Genomic DNA, 19,990 nt, shown 5'->3' on the forward strand with positions numbered 1-19,990 from the left:
GAAGTTTATTTTCATGGTAGTTCAACAAGAAAATCCACAATATACTCTAGCATATAATAAATTTCGCTAAGTCGATAGCCTGGCGCTTCATGTTTGCAGCGTGGCAAACTTATAAAACAAAATATATTAGACTCGACATTGAGTTGGGGCTTTTTAACCCGAAAACGCATAGTTATACAGATTGAATACAACTTAATCTGGGAATTTTTTACTGGAAATATGAATCTTTTATGGGACTAGACGTATAGATTAATAAGGGGGTACGGTTAATGTTGGCGAAGGTTAACGAGTTAAATAAGAACGTCGTTATTTTATTATCCGTAGGTATTATCGCAATTACTTCGATCATTATTACGCTAATTGCAACGAGTGAAGGTTCCGGAAAAGGGAGTGCAGATTCATTGGGTGACTTCCAAGATTATTTTGTTTCGGAGTATGGAGTCCAACCTAACATAACCGTAGATGTACACGGCATTTCGGAAGCACAAGCTGAAACTATTACGAAAGGTCTTTCGAAAAAGCTAAATTTAGGCGGTGCGCAACTTTCAGAGTATGAAAACACCGAGTGGTATGAAGCGGATAGTGAGGACGGAGATATTTCAGTTAATGCGTTTTTTGATTAAGGCCGCCCAATAAGGACGGCTTTCTTCTATTAAATAAACTTCAACCTTCCGCGCTTCCGATTGTTCCCGGAATCAATCAGATTCATTACCGGGCTGGACATCTCAAACAGCTCCGATATATCAACGTCACTATATTTAATGTAGCGGTTGGTCATCGAAATGTCTTTATGTCCGAGTATCCTCATTAATGTAAACGGATCACCTTTCGACTTAAGAAATTTGACCGCCATGTAATTCCGGAAAGTGTGGGGTGATATCCTCACGTTCTGAATGCCGGCCTTCTTACCGTATTTCTTAAGCATCTTAGCGAATGTATCGGCTAGGTATCGTTCACCGAACTGGGTTAGAAATACATAATCGTTGTCATCACCGTTAATAAAGTCGGTCAGCTCCGCAAGTTCCTTACCTGTTTTCTGCGAAATAGGGACTACGCGTGTTTCATTCTTTTTCGAGTTCTCCGCATGAATAATGATTTGGCGGTTCTGAAAGTTAACGTCTCCTCTTTTTATACTAGTCAACTCGCCAATGCGAAGCCCGGTGTCGATTAAAACGAGCATCATTACGTAGTCTCGAAAGCCCGTATACATTTTCTTATTTGGCGCGGATAATATTTTGATAACGTCCTCGTCCGTAAATATTTCGAAAGTATCGTTTTGTTCCTTCTGTAACTTGACGCCGGCCGCCGGATTTTCCGAAATAATTCTTTCGCCTACGAGAAAATTAAAGAATACACGCAGGACACGGATAATATTATTAATTGTACGAGGTGATATTCCGATTCCTTTCGTTGGGTTCGTCGGGTGATCGCTCCACTTTTCTTTTTCCTCGCTCATATAGCGAATGTAATTGCGTATGGTGTCCGATGTTATTTCCGGCGAACCTTCGGATTCTATCCATTCCATAAACTTGCTAAGCGTTTGACCATACGTTTTAATCGTTTTAGGCGATTTATTTTCGAGTCGTCACGCTTGAAGAAATTTTTCGATAGACTGTCCGAGGTCGAAATTATTACGTATCTTGCTGCGTTTTTTGAATTGATATTGCGCCAATTTTAGCGCCTCCTTATTCCGATGAATTTTCGTTTGAGATTGCGATGAATTTATCGGAATGGTACGATAATAACGAAGGTAAAACGTTGATAGGACGCCACAGCATGTCTAAGGCAAAACCGACCAATTCTGAATTTATTGCCATGGTTGCGGATAAATTGAGGCTTGAACACAAGGCATCTTGAAATAATAATTAATTGTAAGCCTTCATCGAAAGAATTGAAGGCTTTTTTTTAGGCCGTGTTAAAGGTCATTGTTGATTTTATAGCCAAGTTGATTGGAGCGGAAGTTGCGAAGACTCCTGCGGGAGGACGGATCAGGGGAGACCCCGCAGGCGCTTAGCGCCGAGAAGGCTCCCCTGACCGCCCGCGGAAAGCGAAGCGCCTGAAGCGGAAATCAACAGCCAAGATTAACACAGCCTTTTTTTTAACACTTAAAGCTGGTTTTTATTTATGTTGTTTTTTCTCCTCTTTCTCCAATTCCATCAGTTTTTGGATGAGAATATGTTGGGGCATATGCATAATCTGTTCTATAGGCACATTTAACTTTTGGGATAGCTTTATTGCTGTTTCTGGTGATAACTGTAAAGGTTTCATTTGATATTCCTCCAATTAGAAAGTTGGGAAGTGAAAATATGACTCAGATTTTTGCGCACCGTGGCTATTCGGCTTCTTTTGCAGAAAATACATTAGGAGCCTTTTGTGAAGCAGAAAAAGCAGGTGCAGATGGGTTGGAATTGGATGTTCAGTTAACAAAAGACGGCGAATTAGTTGTCATTCATGATGAAAAAGTAGACAGAACAACGAACGGGAACGGGTTTGTAAAAGATTTCTTATATAAAGATCTTCGGAAATTGAACGCCAATCTAAAAAGCAAAAAAGAACCTATACCTGCATTAACTGAAGTTCTTGAGTGGCTTACTTCCAATAGATTATTATGTAATATTGAATTAAAGAATGCGCTATTTCCCTATAAGGGGATGGAAGAAAAAGTCATTCAACTTGTCAGGAAATTTGATTTAATCGATCGGATTATTATTTCCTCTTTCAATCACTATAGTATTGTCTATAGTTATAGCCTAGCACCTGAAATTGAAATAGCCCCTCTTTTTCTTGAAGGCATATACATGCCATGGATTTATTCCCAAGCGATCCGAGCAAAGGGGATCCATCCAAAATATTCAGTCATTTCTGATGATGTTATCATAAATACAATAAATAATGGGATTGCCGTACGGCCATATACTGTAAATAAAGAGATGGATATGCATCGCCTTTTTAATATTAATTGCACGGCGTTTATTACGGATGATCCAGTCAAAGCTTTAAAAATACGAAAACAATATGAAAAGAGACCGTAGAGGCCTCTTTTTATTTTGTATTTTTAAACCTTTTTTGAACCTTGCTTCTTTTTCGGTCTCGATGAAAGATAAATCCTGCCACAAACCCTAGACCGCCGACAAAAAAGATAAACCCAGCTAGAAATTGCAACAATAAATTAGGGAATGGAGCTTGTAAAATCCCGAATAACATATCACGCATTAATTTAATACCAACAGCAGCCAAAATTCCAGGAATCAATACTATGATGAGGGCAATTATTCGCTTCATAAATAAATCCTTCCAGTTTCAAATTTTACTGTAATATCATGTCATATTTAGATTATATCTCATCAAAATATTATTATATAGATAAAATTTGTCAAGGATTGTGATTGGTTATAAAATAGATATGAAAAAAGTTGCATATTTTTCTTAAGATGATATGAAAAAAATTTCTTAAAGGGGTAGAAAAAATGCAAAATGTCATGATTGTTGGTGCTGGTAAAGGTGGTACGGCAATCTTAAAAATTTTAAAAGAATCTGAAGTATTAAAAGTCAGTGTGGTAATTGATCGGAACTTGGATGCACCGGGGATTTTATTCGCACAAGAAGAGGGGATAAAAACAGGGGAAGACTGGCGATCATTTTTAGCAGGTTCTATTGATATTATCATTGAAGTAACAGGAAACGATACTGTTTTCCAAGAACTTAGAAAAGCTAAAAGTCAAAATACCATTCTGATTCCAGGAAGCGTTGCATTTCTGGTCGCAAAAATTATGCAAGAAAAAGAGGAGCTAATTGAAAAGCACAAAAATGAATCCTACCAGCAGGAACTAATCTTTAATGCTGCAAATGATGGAATGATTGTTATTGATAAGTACGGAAAGGTCATTTTATTCAACAAACGGGCACAAGAAATCATGGGTGTAAAGAGTGTACAGGCAATTGGGAAATTTGTTGTTGATGTTGTTCCAACAACAAGGCTGCCTCAAATTTTAGAAACAAGAAGAATTGAAGCAAACCAAGAAATGGTTCTGAGTAATGATAGAAAAATCATTACGACCCGTATTCCAATTATCGAGGAAAATGGGACCTTAATAGGTGCGTTTGCTGTTTTTAAAGATATTACTGAGGTTGTTAATCTTGCTGAGGAACTTACGGATTTAAAGGAAATTCAAACCATGTTGCAAGCCATTATCCATTCTAGTGATGATGCAATTTCTGTTGTGGATGAAAATGGCAGAGGCATTCTTATTAATCCAGCATACTCCCGTATTACTGGACTGACCCATGATCAGATTATTGGTCAACCAGCTACAGCAGATATTTCTGAAGGGGAGAGTATGCATATGAAGGTGTTGCAAACCAGAAGAGCTGTACGCGGCGTTCCGATGAGAGTGGGGCCAAACAAACGAGAAGTAATAGTAAATGTGGCCCCGATTATCGTAAAAGGGAAATTAAAAGGCAGTGTTGGCGTTATTCATGATATGTCCGAAATAAAATCACTGAATAGAGAATTGAACCGCGCACGACAACTGATCCGCAAGCTTGAAGCGAAATACACCTTTGAGGATATAATTGCTCAATCTGATGAAATGATGCTTGCGATTGAACAAGCTAAACTAGGAGCGAAAACACCTGCAACCGTTCTCCTTAGGGGTGAATCAGGAACCGGGAAAGAATTGTTTGCCCATGCTATACATAATGCAAGCGACCGTAAATATAACAAATTTATCAGGGTCAATTGCGCAGCAATTTCGGAAACATTGTTAGAAAGTGAACTATTCGGCTATGAGGAAGGTGCTTTTTCTGGTGCAATGAGAGGAGGAAAAAGAGGCTTTTTCGAAGAAGCTAATAATGGGAGTATTTTTCTCGATGAAATTGGTGAACTTCCAGTGAATACACAAGCAAAATTACTGAGAGTACTTCAAGAAAAAGAAATTATCCGAGTCGGTGGAACAAAGCCAATTTCCATTAATGTAAGAATTATTGCAGCAACTAATGTCAATTTAGAAAAGGGTATTGCTAAAAGCTCCTTTCGGGAAGACTTATATTATCGTTTAAATCGAATGCCAATCCATATCCCTCCATTAAGGAAGCGAAAAGAGGAAATTCCTCTTTTAAATGAGCGGCTTATTCAAAAAATAAGCCAGGACTATGGACGAAACGTTGAAGGAATCACACCGGCAGCGTTACACCAGTTAATGGACTATGACTGGCCAGGAAATGTTCGAGAATTAGAAAATATTCTTGGCAGAGCGATTATTTTTATGAATTATTATGAGCTCCTTATTGATGTTCATCACCTACCAGAGTTAAAAAATAAAAAAAGCACAAATGAACCTTCTTTAAGCTACAGTAATGATTCCTTTGTGATAGACCGTTCCTTATCAGATATGATGGATGAATATGAGACGAAAATTATTAAGCAGACACTTCTTCGCTTAAACGGAAATAAGACATTGACAGCGAAAACGCTGGGATTGTCTGTGAGGAATTTATATTATAAGCTTGAAAAATGCAACATTGAAAAGAATAGCATGCAATAAATTTCGTATTATGAAAAATGTTTCACACTTTAGAATGAATAATAAAGCGTTTTCATGGGGGTTTGTTTGGCACGGAAATTGCATATTACATTATGGGAGTTGCAGTAAGAGGAGAAAGGGTTGATGACAACTTGTTGCTGGATTCACTAATTAACAAAGCAGCCCAAGTAAGTTCAAACACTGTTGCAGTTGCTGCTGCAGAAGATTTAGAAGTCATTGAAGCGGTTATAGCTGCATTAGACCGAAATCTCGCCATTTTTATACTATTTGGTGATGAAGAAAAAATAAATTCTATTATTGAATTAAAAAAACAGAAAAACATTAGCAATAATTATCTAAAAGTTATCAATGCCGATTCTAATGCTGCTGCTGCAGAATTAGCTGTAAAGGCCGTTTTTAACAAAGAAGCAAATGTCTTAATGAAAGGTAATATTCCAACCAATATTTTCTTAAAAGCAGTCTTAAATAAGGAATATGGACTTAGGACTGGAAATGTTTTATCACATATTGCTGCATTTGAGGTTCCAGGCTTCAATCGTTTTACGATTGTAACAGATGCTGCAATGAATATTGCTCCCGATTTAGAACAGAAAGCACAAATTATTAAGAATGCAGTTTCCCTTGCGAGGTCGATTGGAATAGAAATACCTAAAGTGGCCCCTATTGCTGCCGTGGAAGTAGTTAATCCGGCAATGCAGGCTACATTAGATGCAGCATTATTAACTGTGATGAATAAACGAGGACAAATATCTGATTGTATTATAGATGGCCCGTTAGGTTTAGATAATGCCGTATCAACACTGGCTGCCGAACACAAAGGAATTCATAGTGAAGTGGCGGGAAATGCAGATATTTTATTAGTACCAACTATCGAAGTAGGCAATGTATTATATAAATCATTAATATATTTCGCAAATGCAAAAGTCGGTGCGGTAATAGCCGGGGCAAAGGCACCAATTGTGTTAACGTCCAGAGCTGATTCTGCTGAAAGTAAGCTTTATTCTCTTGCACTGGCATTATGCTGTGCAACAACAAATAGATAGTCAATAATCGAGGAGGAATTTTACATGGAAATTTTCAAGTACTTAGAACAATACGATTATGAGCAAGTAGTATTCTGCCAGGATAAACAATCAGGATTAAAAGCAATTATTGCTATTCATGATACAACTTTAGGGCCAGCATTGGGTGGAACACGTATGTGGACTTATGCATCTGAAGAAGCTGCAATTGAAGATGCCCTACGCTTAGCAAAAGGAATGACTTATAAGAATGCTGCCGCAGGATTAAATCTTGGGGGAGGTAAAACAGTTATCATCGGCGATCCAAGAAAAGATAAGAATGAAGCCATGTTTCGTGCATTTGGACGTTACATCCAAGGACTTAACGGCAGATATATTACAGCTGAAGATGTTGGTACAACAGTCGCTGATATGGATTTAATTCATGAAGAGACAGATTTTGTAACTGGAATTTCACCGGCATTTGGCTCATCAGGTAATCCTTCTCCAGTAACTGCTTTCGGTGTTTACCGCGGTATGAAAGCAGCGGCAAAAGAGGCGTTTGGAACAGATTCACTTGAAGGAAAAGTAGTTGCTGTTCAAGGTGTTGGAAATGTAGCCTATACACTTTGTGAATATTTGCATGAAGAAGGGGCTCAACTTATTGTAACGGACATTAATAAAGAGGCGGTTAACCGTGCTGTTGAAGCATTTGGTGCACTTGCGGTAGACCCTGATGAAATTTATGGTGTAGAATGTGATATCTATGCTCCGTGTGCGTTAGGGGCAACAATTAATGATGAAACGATTCCACAGCTAAAAGCAAAAGTTATTGCTGGTTCGGCTAACAATCAATTAAAAGATACCCGTCACGGTGATATCATCCACGAAATGGGAATTGTTTATGCTCCCGATTATGTTATTAATGCTGGCGGGGTAATCAATGTTGCTGATGAACTCTATGGCTACAACCAAGAACGGGCAATGAAAAAGGTTGAACAGCTTTATGCAACGATTGAAAAAGTAATTGAAATTTCAAAACGTGATGGTATTCCAACATACCTAGCAGCGGACCGGATGGCAGAAGAAAGAATTTCAAGGATTCGTAATTCAAGAAGCCAATTCCTGCAAAATGGCCATCATATCTTAAGTCATAGAATTTCTAGATAGGCACCTTATATTAAAATGGCTGTGTTATAGGTCATTGTTGATTTTTGTAGCTATGTTGACTGGAGTGGAAATCAACAGGCAAGTTTAACTAAGCCTCAAAAATATATCCGCAGAGCGCTGAATGGGAATTCAGCGTCTTTGCCTTTCATAGGGCACTTATAGTTATATTAAAGTACCATACGACTTCAACCATAAGAAATCCAAAATGGAGGTCAAATACGTTGCAAGATAATGAATATCGGATTCTCGTCATCAACCCAGGCTCGACATCCACGAAAATTGGGGTTTTCGATAATGATATTTCCATTTTAGAAAAAACAATTCGTCATGATTCAGAGGATATAAACTCTTTTGCAAATATAATTGATCAATATGAATTTAGAAAAACAACAATTTTGGAAATACTGGATAATGAAGGGATAAATATTTCCAAACTGTCTGCTGTATGTGGCCGTGGAGGTTTGCTTAGACCAATTGAAGGTGGAACCTATGCCGTTAATGATGTGATGTTAGCTGATCTTCGGTCTGGTTATGCCGGACAGCATGCATCAAATCTTGGCGGAATCATTGCATACGAAATCGCTTCTGGACTAAATATTCCCTCCTTCATCGTTGATCCTGTTGTTGTTGATGAGCTTGAACCACTAGCGAGAATTTCTGGATTTTCCTTAATTGAACGGAAAAGTATCTTTCATGCCTTGAATCAAAAAGCAGTCGCAAGAAGGGTAGCAAAGGAATTAGGGGAAAAATACAATGACTTGAATTTAATTGTTACCCATATGGGTGGTGGGATTACCGTTGGTATCCATAAACATGGTAAGGTAATTGATGTAAATAATGGTCTTCATGGAGATGGGCCATTTAGCCCTGAACGTGCTGGAACCGTTCCAGTTGGGGATTTAGTAGCACTTTGTTATTCTGGGGAATATTACCGTGATGAAATAATGAAGATGCTTGTGGGCCAAGGTGGCCTTGTTGGCTACCTAGGAACTAATGATGCGGTAAAGGTAGAACAAAGAATAGCAGCTGGTGATGATGAGGCAAAGCTTGTATATGATGCAATGGCCTATCAAGTAGCAAAGGAAATTGGGGCTGCTAGTGCTGTATTATCAGGAAAAGTGGATGCAATTATATTGACTGGCGGCCTTGCCTACGGAAAAGGATTTGTGAAATCTATCACCGACCGAATTAATTGGATTGCTGATGTTATTGTTCAGCCAGGGGAAAACGAACTTCAAGCTCTAGCTGAAGGAGCACTTCGAGTCTTGCGAGGTGAAGAAGAGGAAAAAGTTTATCCGGGTAAATTTAAAAGAGCTAAAATTTAAGGTACTTGGGGAGGAAAGAAAATGGCACAAGAATATGATTTGGTCGTTCTTGGCGGGGGAACTGGTGGCTATGTAGCTGCCATTAGGGCCTCTCAGCTTGGATTGAAAACAGCTATTGTAGAAAAAGGAAAACTTGGCGGGACATGTTTACATAAAGGATGTATTCCAAGTAAAGCGCTCCTTAGAAGTGCGGAAGTTTATGCAACAACCAAGCATAGTAAAGATTTTGGAGTTATCACGAGTGATGTAACGGTTGATTTTAGTTTAGTACAGGATCGGAAAAATAAAATAATTGATCAACTTCACAAAGGAGTTCAGCATTTAATGAAGCAAGGCAAAATCGATGTCTATGAAGGATTAGGCAGAATCTTGGGGCCATCCATCTTTTCACCGATGCCGGGAACAATTTCTGTTGAAATGAATAACGGGAAAGAAAACGAAATGCTGCTTCCGAAAAATGTAATTGTCGCAACAGGTTCTAGACCGAGGACACTTCCGGGTCTTGAAATTGATGGAGAATATATAATGTCCTCTGATGAAGCATTGCAGTTAGAAACACTTCCAAGTTCCATCATAATTGTTGGTGGGGGTGTAATTGGAATTGAATGGGCGTCTATGTTATCGGATTTTGGTGTGACAGTAACGGTTATTGAGTATGCTGACCGCATTATTCCGACAGAAGACAAAGAAATCTCAAAAGAAATGCAGCGCTTAATGAAGAAAAAGGGAATTAAACTTGTCACAAGTGCAAAAGTGCTTCCAGAAACGTTTGTTAAGGGCAATGGCGTGGCGATTTCTGCAGAAGTTAAAGGTGCATTGAAAGAGTTTAAAGCAGAAAAAATTCTAGTTTCGGTTGGACGTCAAGCAAATACAGAAGGAATTGGGCTTGATAATACAGAAATACAAGTGGAGAAGGGTTTTATTTTAACAAATGAATTTTTTCAAACAAAGGAATCACATATTTATGCGATTGGTGATGTGATTGGTGGATTACAACTGGCCCATGTTGCTTCACATGAAGGGATTGTAGCTGTTGAACATATCGCTGGGAAAGATCCTTCTCCATTTGACTATAATTTGGTCTCTAGATGTATTTATAGTAATCCAGAAGTTTCAAGCGTCGGGATAACAGAAGATCAAGCAATAGAAAAAGGACATAAAGTGAAAATTGGAAAATTTTCTTTCCGTGCTATTGGGAAGGCACTTGTTTTTGGAGAATCTGATGGATTTGTAAAAATTGTTGCTGATGAGGAGTCCAATGATATTCTTGGGGTGCATATGATTGGTCCACATGTAACGGATATGATTACCGAGGCAGGACTTGCGATGGTATTAGATGCGACACCTTGGGAAATTGCACATACAATTCATCCACACCCAACTTTGTCAGAGGCAATTGGTGAAGCTGCACTCGCAGTTGATGGGAAAGCAATCCATTCTTAATAAAAGCAAAAGTTTAAATCTTTGAAAAAGTGTTAGTGTCTAGCTACAGTTCCTAGGGGCTCGAGACATAAGCCAATCGCTTCGGAAGGCAAAAAGCACGCCTTCTGTCAGCGCTAGTCTTATGCTTGTCGCCCCTGAACAAGGCACTTCCGCTTTTCGAATAACGAACAATTGGGAGGTAAGAAATAAATGACAGAAAAGCGTCATGATGCTTTAGGTTTAAGCGACGGAAAAGTATTGGAAATTTATGAAACTATGCTTTTAGCCCGCCGAATTGATGAACGGATGTGGTTATTGAACCGTGCTGGTAAAATACCATTTGTTATTTCTTGTCAAGGTCAAGAAGCAGCACAGGTGGGAGCAGCATTTGCACTAGATCGAGAAAAAGATTATGTTCTTCCGTATTATCGTGATATGGGGGTAGTATTGGCTTTTGGTATGACTCCAAGGGAACTGATGCTATCCGGTTTTGCAAAAGCAGAAGACCCTAACTCTGGTAGTCGGCAAATGCCTGGCCATTTTGGCCAAAAGAAAAATCGGATTGTAACAGGTTCATCGCCAGTTACAACTCAGGTTCCACATGCAGTTGGAATTGCCCTTGCCGGGAAGATGGAAAGAAAAGACCTGGTTACGTTTGTAACATTTGGAGAGGGTTCCTCTAACCAAGGGGATTTCCATGAGGGGGCAAACTTTGCAGGTGTACATAAACTTCCAGTTATCTTCATGTGTGAAAATAACAAGTACGCGATCTCTGTCCCAATCGAAAAACAATTAGCGTGTGAAAAGGTTTCTGATCGTGCAATTGGATATGGTATGCCTGGCTTTACTGTTAATGGGAACGACCCATTAGAAGTTTATAAAGTCGTAAAGGAAGCAGCGGAGCGTGGCCGTCGTGGGGAAGGCCCTTCATTGATTGAAACCATATCGTATCGTTTAACTCCACACTCTTCTGATGATGACGACCGTTCCTACCGTGCTCCAGATGAGGTTGCAAAAGCCAAAACACAAGACCCAATTATAACTTTTGGGGCCTATTTAAAGGAAACTGGTGTCATGGATGATGAGTTGGAAAAGGAAATCAATGACCGCGTGATGAAGCAAGTGAATGAAGCGACTGACTATGCAGAAAATGCTCCTTATTCTGCACCTGAAGAAGCACTGAAATATGTTTATGCGGACTTGTAAGGGGGATGTAACATGGCGATAATTTCATATATTGATTCAATCACAATGGCAATGCGAGAAGAAATGGAACGAGATCCAAGGGTATTTGTCCTTGGTGAAGATGTTGGCGTAAAGGGCGGTGTGTTTAAGGCGACGCAAGGATTGTATGAGCAATTTGGGGAAGAGCGTGTCATTGATACACCACTTGCCGAATCAGCAATTGCTGGGGTAGGAATCGGTGCAGCGATGTACGGCATGCGGCCGATTGCCGAAATGCAATTTGCCGACTTTATTATGCCGGCAGTTAATCAAATTATCTCGGAAGCAGCAAAAATCCGCTATCGCTCCAATAACGACTGGAACTGTCCGATGGTTATTCGTGCGCCATACGGTGGTGGTGTTCATGGTGCACTTTATCATTCCCAGTCAGTTGAAGCTATTTTTGCTAATCAGCCTGGATTGAAAATTGTGATGCCCTCCACACCTTACGATGCGAAGGGACTATTAAAAGCTGCCGTCCGTGACAATGATCCGGTATTATTCTTCGAACATAAACGGGCCTATCGATTAATCAAAGGTGAGGTCCCGACTGATGATTACACTCTTCCAATCGGAAAAGCGGATGTAAAGCGCCAGGGAGAAGATATTACAGTTATTACTTATGGTCTATGTGTTCATTTTGCCCTTCAAGCGGCAGAAAAATTAGCGAAGGATGGAATTTCAACACATATTCTTGATTTGAGGACCGTGTATCCGCTTGATAAAGAAGCAATCATTGAAGCTGCATCGAAAACGGGTAAGGTCCTTCTTGTTACAGAGGATAACAAAGAAGGCAGCATTATTAGTGAAGTCTCTGCGATCATAGCTGAAAATTGCTTATTTGAATTAGATGCACCAATTATGCGCTTAGCTGGACCGGATGTACCGGCAATGCCGTATTCTCCAACAATGGAAAAATTCTTTATGGTAAATCCGGATAAAGTCGAAAAAGCCATGCGCGAGCTTGCTGAGTATTAAACGAAAAGCGGAGGCGACTCGTTCAGCCCCGACAAGCGATGGAGATCCTGACAGTGAAGTCGTTTTTTGACTTCATTGGCAGGACCGAAGTGACTCGAGGGGCTAGGCGCCGGAGCTGGACAATAGGAGGGTGTAAAAAGTGGTAATTGAACAAATCAAAATGCCTCAGTTAGGGGAAAGTGTAACCGAAGGTACGATTAGTAAATGGCTCGTATCCGTTGGCGATAAAGTAAATAAATACGACCCCCTAGCAGAGGTTATGACAGATAAGGTAAATGCAGAAGTTCCATCCTCCTTTACAGGTGTGGTTAAGGAGTTAATCGCTGAAGAAGGTGAAACATTAGCAGTTGGTGAAATGATTTGCACAATTGAAATGGAAGGTGGAACTCCCCAGGAAACTGCTGCGTTAGTAACAAGCGATGCCGCTGCACAAAGCGTTGTAGTAAGTGTAGAACCAGTGGACCAAGGAAACAAGGCCCGTTATTCACCTGCAGTTCTAAAAATTTCTCAAGAGCATGGGATCGATTTAACAAAGGTGTCAGGCACCGGTGCTGGCGGGCGAATTACCAGAAAAGATCTATTAAAATTAATTGAATCAGGAAATATTCCAGTTGCAGAACAAAATGTTGAAACTAACAAAGAGTCAGCAGTTGTGGAAGCACCAACACAAGCAGCAGCTCAGTCAGTTTCTCCGCCTACAGCATCTGCACAATCTGTCAATATTCCGGTTGCAGTTGGTGATATTGAAATCCCTGTGACAGGCATCCGCAAAGCGATTGCCGCTAATATGCTGCGCAGTAAACACGAAGCACCGCATGCCTGGACAATGATTGAAGTGGATGCAACTAATTTGGTGGAGTACCGCAATTCCCTCAAAGATGAATTTAAGAAAAAAGAAGGCTTCAATTTAACTTTCTTCGCTTTCTTTGTCAAAGCCGTTGCGCAAGCACTGAAAGAATTCCCGCAAATCAATTCGATGTGGGCGGGAGATAAAATCATCCAAAAGAAAGATATCAATATTTCGATTGCAGTGGCAACGGATGATGCTCTCTATGTTCCTGTCATTAAACAGGCAGATGAAAAAACAGTTAAGGGGATTGCACGTGAAATCTCTGAACTTGCAGTCAAAGTGAGAACAGGCAAGCTAAGATCAGAAGATATGCAAGGCGGAACCTTCACAGTAAACAACACAGGTTCATTCGGCTCTGTTCAATCAATGGGTATCATCAATTATCCGCAAGCAGCCATTTTGCAAGTGGAGTCCATCGTCAAGCGTCCAGTTGTCGTGAATAATGGAATGATTGCTGTCCGTGACATAGTGAATTTATGTATGTCACTTGATCATAGAGTGTTGGACGGACTTGTTTGCGGCCGATTCCTACAACGCGTAAAAGAAATACTTGAAAATACATCAAAATCAACAACTTCGATTTATTAAACAAAACAACCGCTTCCATGCTTGGCAGCGGTTATTTTGTTTTTAATTGCTTGAATTGTGTTTGTACCATAAAATAGTACTTAGTAGAATTAATTGAATTTTATTTCAATTATGTATAATGGGAGGGGGATGAAAAGTTTGGAAAAAATAAAGAATCAGTCTTTTCCTTCAGGATCCACACATGAATGGAAAACTAAAGCAGAGCAATCTTTAAAAGGAAAAACGGTTGAATCCTTACAAACTACTACATATGAAAACATTATTTTGAAACCGCTTTATACCCATCAAGATGAGCGACCAGTACCTGATTTTCCAGGAGGTTCAGATTTTAGAAGAGGGACCTATCCGTTAGGTTACTTGACGAATGACTGGGTGGTCGCCCAACAACTCTCCTATCAAACCGCAGAAGAGTTGGAGCAGAAACTTAGACAATCATTTAATAAAGGCCAAACGGCTATTTCATTTAAAGTCTCAAAAGCTTTACTAGAATTCGAAACAAACCTAGCAAAATTATTAGGAGAATCCTATTGTCAATTTCCATTTTCAATTAACGCAAAAAGTTTACAAATTGCTTTTCTTTCGGAATTAGAAAGAATGGCGGATCAAGAAGGGGCTATCGACAAACTCCGAGGATATATTGGGTCTGATCCCGTCGCCATTTTCGCTGAAGAGGGATGTATTTCTGAGGAATTTTTCAATGATTGGGTAAAAAACATTGTCCACTCAAATGAAAAATTACCTAATGTGCGTACAATTCTAATAGATACTGCTCCTTATCATAATGGTGGGGCGAGCGCTGTTCAAGAACTAGGGATCGCAATGGCTGAAGGGATATTTTATCTTGAAAACCTTCAGAATGCAGGCATGGAACTGGATGAAATCTTTGCAAAAATGATCTTCCAATTTTCGATTGGCAGCAATTTTTTTATGGAAATCGCAAAACTTCGCGCCGCTCGAGTACTGTGGAATCGAATAAGTAATGTTTACGGATCTACTGATGATATGGGCAGGATGCATATAGCTGCTGAAACTTCTTCTTTCACAAAAACAGTAAATGACCCGTATGTAAACCTTCTGCGTGCTGGAAATGAAGCTTTTGCTGCCGTGGTTGGGGGCATTCAATACTTGCATGTGCGACCCTTCGATGATCTCACAGGTGCCACTTCGTTTTCGGAAAGAATTGCTAAAAATACTCAACTTCTTTTGAAGGAAGAAGCACATCTAACAAAAGTGATAGATCCAGCTGGAGGTTCTTGGTATGTAGAAGAACTAACCAATGACTTAGCTGAAAAAGCTTGGGGATTTTTTCAACAAATTGAAGCAAATGGTGGCATTCTAGAAACTTTAAAATCAAATTGGCTGCAGCAGGAGATTGCTGTTGTCTATGAAAAAAAGAATCAAGATGTTCAAACAAGAAAGAAAAGCATTGTTGGAACAAATGTCTATGCTAATCTGGATGAAATTGTTAAGCATAAAAAAACTCAAACGAGAAATTCATATTTTACTAATATGGAAAACTCGTTAATAAAAATGGAGGCCATTCCGGATCTGAGATTGGCAGAACCATTTGAAGAATTGCGAAAAAAGGCAAAGGATCTCGAAGAAAAATTAGGCTCAAAACCGACTGTAGGGATGATTTGTCTTGGTGGATTAAAGCAGCATAAAGCAAGACTTGATTTTATGAAGGGCTTTCTTGCAGCAGGCGGTTTGAAAGCAGCCGAAAGTAAGCCGATATTATCTTTAGAGGATGCTAGAAAATTTATTTTAGAAACGCCTGCCAAGTATTATTGCTTATGCGGTACGAATGAACAATATACAATAATCGGTTATGAAATCCTGCCTGCTCTAAAAACTGAATTCCCTGAGCTGATTTTTTACTTAGCAGGCCTTCCAGAAAAAGAAGAACTGGACCAATGGAAGGATGCTGGTATTAAGCAGTTTATCCATATGAAAAGCAATTGCTACGAAACGCTTACGTCAATCCTTAACGACCTGGAGGTGAGCAAGGTTGAAGAAACAAAAGCCTGATTTTCAAAATATTTCCTTATTTGACTATCAAAGTTTTATGACCAAAGAAGAGTGGCAGCAAAAAGTACACCAAGAGATAAATACCTCCATTGATGATTTACTGTTTGAGACAAATGAACAAATCAGTTTAAAACCGCTCTATACAAAAGAAGATCGTAAAGACCTTGAGCATATAGACAATCTGCCGGGACTCCCTCCTTATACAAGAGGGCCTTATCCAACGATGTATGTTAATCGGCCGTGGACAGTGAGACAATATGCAGGCTTTTCAACTGCAGAGGAAAGCAATGCCTTTTATCGCAGAAATTTAGCGATGGGGCAAAAGGGATTATCGGTTGCCTTTGATTTAGCCACTCACCGCGGCTATGACTCTGATCATCCACGTGTTGTCGGAGATGTCGGTAAAGCAGGGGTGGCCATTGATTCTATCCTTGATATGAAGACGTTATTTGAGGGGATACCTTTAGACCAAATGTCCGTTTCAATGACCATGAACGGGGCCGTTCTGCCTATTCTTGCTTTTTTCATCGTGACGGCTGAAGAACAAGGTGTAAGTCAGGAGAAGCTGGCGGGAACCATTCAAAATGACATTTTAAAGGAATATATGGTTCGTAATACTTATATTTACCCTCCGGAAATGTCAATGAAAATAATAGCTGATATTTTTGAATATACGTCAAAATACATGCCAAAGTTTAATAGTATTAGTATTTCGGGCTATCATATGCAGGAGGCTGGTGCACCAGCTGATTTAGAACTAGCTTATACACTAGCGGATGGTCTGGAATATGTACGTACGGGTCTCAAGGCAGGAATTGAAATAGATTCATTTGCACCAAGATTATCCTTTTTTTGGGCAATTGGGATGAATTATTTCATGGAAGTAGCTAAAATGCGTGCTGCTCGATTGATTTGGGCAAAAATGATGAAATCTTTTCATCCTAAAAATGGAAAATCATTAGCGTTACGCACCCATTCGCAAACATCTGGCTGGAGTTTGACAGAGCAAGATCCTTTTAATAATGTTACACGTACATTAATTGAAGCACATGCTGCGGCAATGGGGCATACCCAATCCCTGCATACAAACGCCTTGGATGAAGCGATTGCACTGCCAACTGACTTTTCTGCTCGGATTGCTCGTAACACGCAATTGTTTTTGCAAGAAGAAACGGGGATTACAAATGTTATTGATCCGTGGGCAGGCTCCTATTACGTTGAAAAATTGACAGATGAATTGGTTAATAGAGCATGGACACATATTGAGGAGATTGAAAGTCTAGGTGGCATGGCTAAAGCAATTGAGACGGGGCTTCCAAAAATGAGAATTGAAGAGGCAGCCGCTAGAAGACAAGCGCAAATTGATTCTGGAAAAGAAGTCATCATTGGTGTCAACCGTTATCGCCTTGAGAAGGAAGAAGCAATTGATATTTTAGATATCGATAATACAGCGGTTCGTTTGAAACAAATTGAAAAATTAAATGTATTAAAAGCTAATCGTGATGACAAAAAAGTGGAAGAAACGCTAACCGCCTTAACGAAAGCAGCGGAAACAGGTAAGTACAACCTCTTGGAGCTTGCTGTCAAGGCGGCAAGAGCGAGGGCAACTCTTGGGGAGATTTCCGATGCCGTTGAGAAAGTAGCCAATCGACATAAAGCGGTCATTCATGCAATTAGCGGAGTATATAGTAAAGCTTTTAGTAATGAGGAAGAAATTTTGATAGTAAAAGAAATGTCCGACGAATTCTTGAAGAATGAAGGTAGAAGACCAAGAATTCTGATTGCAAAAATGGGTCAGGACGGACATGACCGCGGGGCAAAGGTCATCGCAACTGCATTTGCTGATTTGGGATTTGATGTTGATATTGGTCCATTATTCCAAACACCAGAAGAAACGGCCTTGCAGGCAATTGAGAACGATGTCCATGTCATCGGTATGAGCTCGCTTGCTGCTGGGCACAAGACGCTATTGCCACAATTAGTAGCTGAACTGAAAAAACTAGGACGTGAAGATATCTTAGTGGTTATTGGTGGTGTTATTCCAGCACAAGATTACCAATTTTTATACGATAACGGAGCAGTGGCTATCTTTGGACCTGGGACAGTGATTCCGATAGCGGCGCAAAAAGTAATCAAGGCAATTTATCTTCAACTTGGTTATGAGGAAGTGGCAGAGTAATGGCTGCAGAACAAAAACCTGAATGGAGCGATCCAAGAAAGCCCGAACTTTGCTCAAGTGTGGTAAGAAAAGGGGAGGAACTTGAAGGTCAAGCAACTTCTTTGCAAAAAAATATTCGATTTAAAAAACGTAACTCTTCAGAACCAGAAGTTGAAGAATTATTTGACGGGGTGCTAAAAGGAAACAGAGGCTTGCTTGCTCGTGCTATTACTCTTGTAGAAAGTAATGCAGAGCATCATTTCCAAAAATCACAAGAGTTACTGCAAAGATTGCTGCCTTACAGCGGAAACTCGATAAGGGTTGGAATTACTGGGGTGCCTGGTGCTGGGAAAAGTACTTTTATCGAAGAGTTTGGAATGTATCTCTGCAATTTGGGTCTAAAGGTGGCTGTATTAGCAATTGATCCAACCTCGAGTATCTCGGGTGGTAGTATTTTGGGAGATAAAACGCGTATGGAACAGTTAGCAAGGAATCCACGTGCGTTTATCCGTCCGTCACCATCGGCAGGAAAGCTCGGTGGTGTTCATCGAAAAACAAGAGAATCGATGCTGCTATGTGAGGCAGCTGGATTTAATGTGATATTAATAGAAACGGTCGGCGTCGGACAAAGTGAATTTATCATCAGGGATATGGTCGACTTTTTTATGCTGCTGGTGCTGACTGGGGCAGGTGATGAACTGCAAGGCATGAAGAAAGGGATCCTTGAACTTGCTGATGCGATAATTGTCCATAAAGCAGACGGGGATAATAAACAAAAGGCAGAATTGACAAGGAAAGATTATAATCGAATCCTTCACTTTCTGCAGCCAGCGACAAAAGGTTGGATTTCAAAAGCACATACCTGTTCATCTTTGACTCAAGAAGGAATTGATAATATATGGGAAGTTATTCAAGCTTTTGAATCGAGAGGAAAGTTCACTGGAGTCTTGGAAGATAGAAGGAATGCCCAATCAAGAGAATGGCTCCATGCAATGATTACGGATCAGTTGCACTATCATTTTTATCACCATCCTGAGATCATGAACCAGCTGCCAAAATTAGAGAATGAAGTAATTGCAGGTGGAAAGACAGTCGCTTCTGCTGTGGAAAGTCTTTTTAAGACTTTTTTTCAAAAAAAAGAATAAGCTGCCATAAGTATTGATATTTGATAATCAAACATTTTTACTGTTAATATGTAGATATAGTCATAAATCAAAGGAGTGAATTTAATGAGCATGGATTTTAATTTTTTTATGAATGATGTTGTTAACCAGGCACGTCAAGAAATCGTGTCTGCCGGATATAAAGAGTTGAAAACACCTGCAGATGTAGAGGAAGCACTTGAGCAAAAAGGGACCACTTTAGTAATGATTAATTCTGTATGTGGTTGTGCGGGTGGTGTTGCACGTCCTGCAGCAGCACATGCCTTACATTTTGATAAGCGCCCGGATCACCTTGTCACTGTTTTTGCTGGACAGGATAAAGAAGCAACCGAAAAAGCAAGAAGTTATTTCACTGGCTATCCGCCATCCTCCCCATCATTTGCCCTCTTAAAGGACGGCAAGATTATTACAATGGTTGAAAGACATCAAATCGAAGGTTTTGATCCAGCAACAGTCGTGTCAAAACTTCAAAAAGAATTTGATGAATATTGCGAAGAAGTTTAATAAAAGAATCCGAATGAAGGAAGGGTCAAATCATCT

Annotated in this window: 17 protein-coding genes and 2 pseudogenes; 15 read left to right on the top strand and 4 right to left on the bottom strand. The window is 39.8% G+C overall.

Going from position 1 to position 19,990, the window contains the following annotated elements; all coding sequences use genetic code 11:
* The first annotated feature begins 269 nt into the window (after nucleotides 1–269).
* Complete coding sequence (locus J7E77_RS23245; RefSeq protein ID WP_214717211.1) at nucleotides 270–623, top strand: hypothetical protein; 354 nt, start codon at nucleotides 270–272, stop codon at nucleotides 621–623.
* Between the two features lie 29 nt (nucleotides 624–652).
* Here the strand turns inward: J7E77_RS23245 and J7E77_RS23250 are convergent, their stop codons facing one another.
* Nucleotides 653–1,324 carry a tyrosine-type recombinase/integrase gene (locus tag J7E77_RS23250; protein ID WP_308160754.1) on the bottom strand — a complete coding sequence of 224 codons (672 nt, stop codon included), beginning with the start codon at nucleotides 1,322–1,324 and terminating at the stop codon, nucleotides 653–655.
* Nucleotides 1,316–1,573, bottom strand: a pseudogene (locus J7E77_RS31490) (phage integrase N-terminal SAM-like domain-containing protein); the annotation flags it as partial. The pseudogene J7E77_RS31490 and the gene J7E77_RS23250, both read right to left, overlap by 9 nt.
* A gap of 200 nt (nucleotides 1,574–1,773) precedes the next feature.
* On the opposite strand from J7E77_RS31490, the pseudogene J7E77_RS23255 reads away from it, so the two are divergent.
* Nucleotides 1,774–1,857 (top strand): annotated as a pseudogene (locus J7E77_RS23255) (sporulation initiation factor Spo0A C-terminal domain-containing protein); the annotation flags it as partial.
* Between the two features lie 261 nt (nucleotides 1,858–2,118).
* Here J7E77_RS23255 and J7E77_RS23260 read toward each other — a convergent pair.
* Nucleotides 2,119–2,268 (bottom strand): YycC family protein, encoded by a 150-nt coding sequence (locus J7E77_RS23260; protein WP_214717213.1) that lies wholly within the window; start codon nucleotides 2,266–2,268, stop codon nucleotides 2,119–2,121.
* A gap of 38 nt (nucleotides 2,269–2,306) precedes the next feature.
* Between J7E77_RS23260 and J7E77_RS23265 the strand changes: the two genes are divergently transcribed.
* Nucleotides 2,307–3,032 (top strand): glycerophosphodiester phosphodiesterase, encoded by a 726-nt coding sequence (locus J7E77_RS23265; RefSeq protein WP_214717214.1) that lies wholly within the window; start codon nucleotides 2,307–2,309, stop codon nucleotides 3,030–3,032.
* A gap of 10 nt (nucleotides 3,033–3,042) precedes the next feature.
* Here the strand turns inward: J7E77_RS23265 and J7E77_RS23270 are convergent, their stop codons facing one another.
* Nucleotides 3,043–3,282, bottom strand: a complete 240-nt coding sequence (locus J7E77_RS23270) for a DUF2627 domain-containing protein (RefSeq protein WP_214717215.1) — start codon at nucleotides 3,280–3,282, stop codon at nucleotides 3,043–3,045.
* 185 nt (nucleotides 3,283–3,467) lie between these two features.
* On the opposite strand from J7E77_RS23270, the gene J7E77_RS23275 reads away from it, so the two are divergent.
* The 12 genes from J7E77_RS23275 (at nucleotide 3,468) to J7E77_RS23330 (ending at nucleotide 19,954) form a co-directional block, all read left to right on the top strand.
* Nucleotides 3,468–5,543 (top strand): sigma-54 interaction domain-containing protein, encoded by a 2,076-nt coding sequence (locus tag J7E77_RS23275; RefSeq protein WP_214717216.1) that lies wholly within the window; start codon nucleotides 3,468–3,470, stop codon nucleotides 5,541–5,543.
* A gap of 131 nt (nucleotides 5,544–5,674) precedes the next feature.
* Entirely contained in the window at nucleotides 5,675–6,586 is a 912-nt protein-coding gene (gene yqiS, locus J7E77_RS23280) for a phosphate butyryltransferase (RefSeq protein WP_214717236.1), read from the top strand.
* 24 nt (nucleotides 6,587–6,610) lie between these two features.
* The gene (gene bcd, locus J7E77_RS23285; RefSeq protein WP_214717217.1) at nucleotides 6,611–7,714 is read left to right on the top strand and encodes a Leu/Phe/Val dehydrogenase; all 1,104 of its coding nucleotides are present in this window, start codon (nucleotides 6,611–6,613) and stop codon (nucleotides 7,712–7,714) included.
* 221 nt (nucleotides 7,715–7,935) lie between these two features.
* Nucleotides 7,936–9,039 (top strand): butyrate kinase, encoded by a 1,104-nt coding sequence (buk, locus tag J7E77_RS23290; RefSeq protein WP_214717218.1) that lies wholly within the window; start codon nucleotides 7,936–7,938, stop codon nucleotides 9,037–9,039.
* A gap of 21 nt (nucleotides 9,040–9,060) precedes the next feature.
* A complete protein-coding gene (gene lpdA, locus J7E77_RS23295) occupies nucleotides 9,061–10,482 on the top strand; it encodes a dihydrolipoyl dehydrogenase (protein WP_214717219.1) in 1,422 nt (473 codons plus the stop codon).
* Nucleotides 10,483–10,671: 189 nt separating this feature from the next.
* Nucleotides 10,672–11,667, top strand: coding sequence for a thiamine pyrophosphate-dependent dehydrogenase E1 component subunit alpha (locus J7E77_RS23300; RefSeq protein ID WP_214717220.1), 996 nt, complete (start codon nucleotides 10,672–10,674; stop codon nucleotides 11,665–11,667).
* Nucleotides 11,668–11,679: 12 nt separating this feature from the next.
* Complete coding sequence (locus J7E77_RS23305) at nucleotides 11,680–12,663, top strand: alpha-ketoacid dehydrogenase subunit beta (protein WP_214717221.1); 984 nt, start codon at nucleotides 11,680–11,682, stop codon at nucleotides 12,661–12,663.
* A 139-nt stretch (nucleotides 12,664–12,802) separates the two neighbouring features.
* Nucleotides 12,803–14,101: a dihydrolipoamide acetyltransferase family protein gene (locus tag J7E77_RS23310; protein ID WP_214717222.1), complete on the top strand. Its 1,299-nt coding sequence runs from the start codon at nucleotides 12,803–12,805 to the stop codon at nucleotides 14,099–14,101.
* Nucleotides 14,102–14,230: 129 nt separating this feature from the next.
* Entirely contained in the window at nucleotides 14,231–16,129 is a 1,899-nt protein-coding gene (locus J7E77_RS23315; RefSeq protein WP_214717223.1) for a methylmalonyl-CoA mutase subunit beta, read from the top strand.
* Entirely contained in the window at nucleotides 16,110–18,308 is a 2,199-nt protein-coding gene (scpA, locus tag J7E77_RS23320) for a methylmalonyl-CoA mutase (RefSeq protein WP_214717224.1), read from the top strand. The genes J7E77_RS23315 and scpA overlap by 20 nt, the downstream gene beginning before the upstream one ends.
* The gene (gene meaB / locus J7E77_RS23325; RefSeq protein ID WP_214717225.1) at nucleotides 18,308–19,432 is read left to right on the top strand and encodes a methylmalonyl Co-A mutase-associated GTPase MeaB; all 1,125 of its coding nucleotides are present in this window, start codon (nucleotides 18,308–18,310) and stop codon (nucleotides 19,430–19,432) included. The genes scpA and meaB overlap by 1 nt, the downstream gene beginning before the upstream one ends.
* 84 nt (nucleotides 19,433–19,516) lie before the next feature.
* On the top strand, nucleotides 19,517–19,954 hold the full coding sequence (locus J7E77_RS23330) for a BrxA/BrxB family bacilliredoxin (protein ID WP_088088895.1): 438 nt from the start codon (nucleotides 19,517–19,519) through the stop codon (nucleotides 19,952–19,954).
* Nucleotides 19,955–19,990: the final 36 nt, after the last annotated feature.

Source organism: Bacillus sp. ISL-77 (genome assembly GCF_018613105.1).